Annotated in this window: 1 protein-coding gene; it reads left to right on the forward strand. The window is 45.0% G+C overall.

What is annotated here, in order from left to right:
• Positions 1-413: MarR family winged helix-turn-helix transcriptional regulator (locus B2899_RS05580; RefSeq protein WP_286884432.1), on the forward strand; the 413-nt coding region annotated here is incomplete at its 5' end.
• Between the last annotated feature and the right edge of the window lie 205 nt (positions 414-618).

The raw sequence follows: 618 nt of genomic DNA on the forward strand, positions 1-618 counted from the left end.
ATGATTCAGCGGTGCAGCTGAATATTTTATGGATCGTGTATTGCTATGAAGGAGTGCGTGTCACCCAGATTGCAGAATGGACGTTCTGGCACCCATCTTCTGTTGTTATTCATGTGAAGAAAATGATGGAGAAGAGGCTTGTCACGATCGAAAAAAGTGACAAAGACGGTCGGGTAGTAAATGTATACCTAACCGATAAAGGAAGAAACATTATTGAAGAAAGCAAAGTACAGGCACCTGATGTATTTCGCATCACGCGAGCGCTCGAGAGCTTAGAGGTGCGCTACGGTCGCAATGTGTCCGCACTCTTTTTCGAATGTTTGGACTTTTTGGCAGAAGAGCTGCACGGACCTGATAAAATTCACTGGCTTCGCGAGAGTGAGAATAAGGCAGAACGTGTAGCTACGATATGAATGACGTAAGAAAAGCGAAAAGGAGCGGGGATGTGAACCTTTTCGCTTTTATGCGTTAATCCGCGAAACTCCTCCTCAGGGCAGGAGTCTTCTTTTTGGTATAGGAAAGTATATCTTGCTTTACAATGATAAAGCGAGATATACTTTCCCTTCATTGGAATCGAGCAAAAACGTGCGAGGCTTGTGCCGGCCGTTGCTTTTTCCG

It is taken from the genome of Aneurinibacillus sp. UBA3580 (assembly GCF_002375825.1).
In the GTDB taxonomy this organism is placed as follows: domain Bacteria; phylum Bacillota; class Bacilli; order Aneurinibacillales; family Aneurinibacillaceae; genus Aneurinibacillus; species Aneurinibacillus danicus.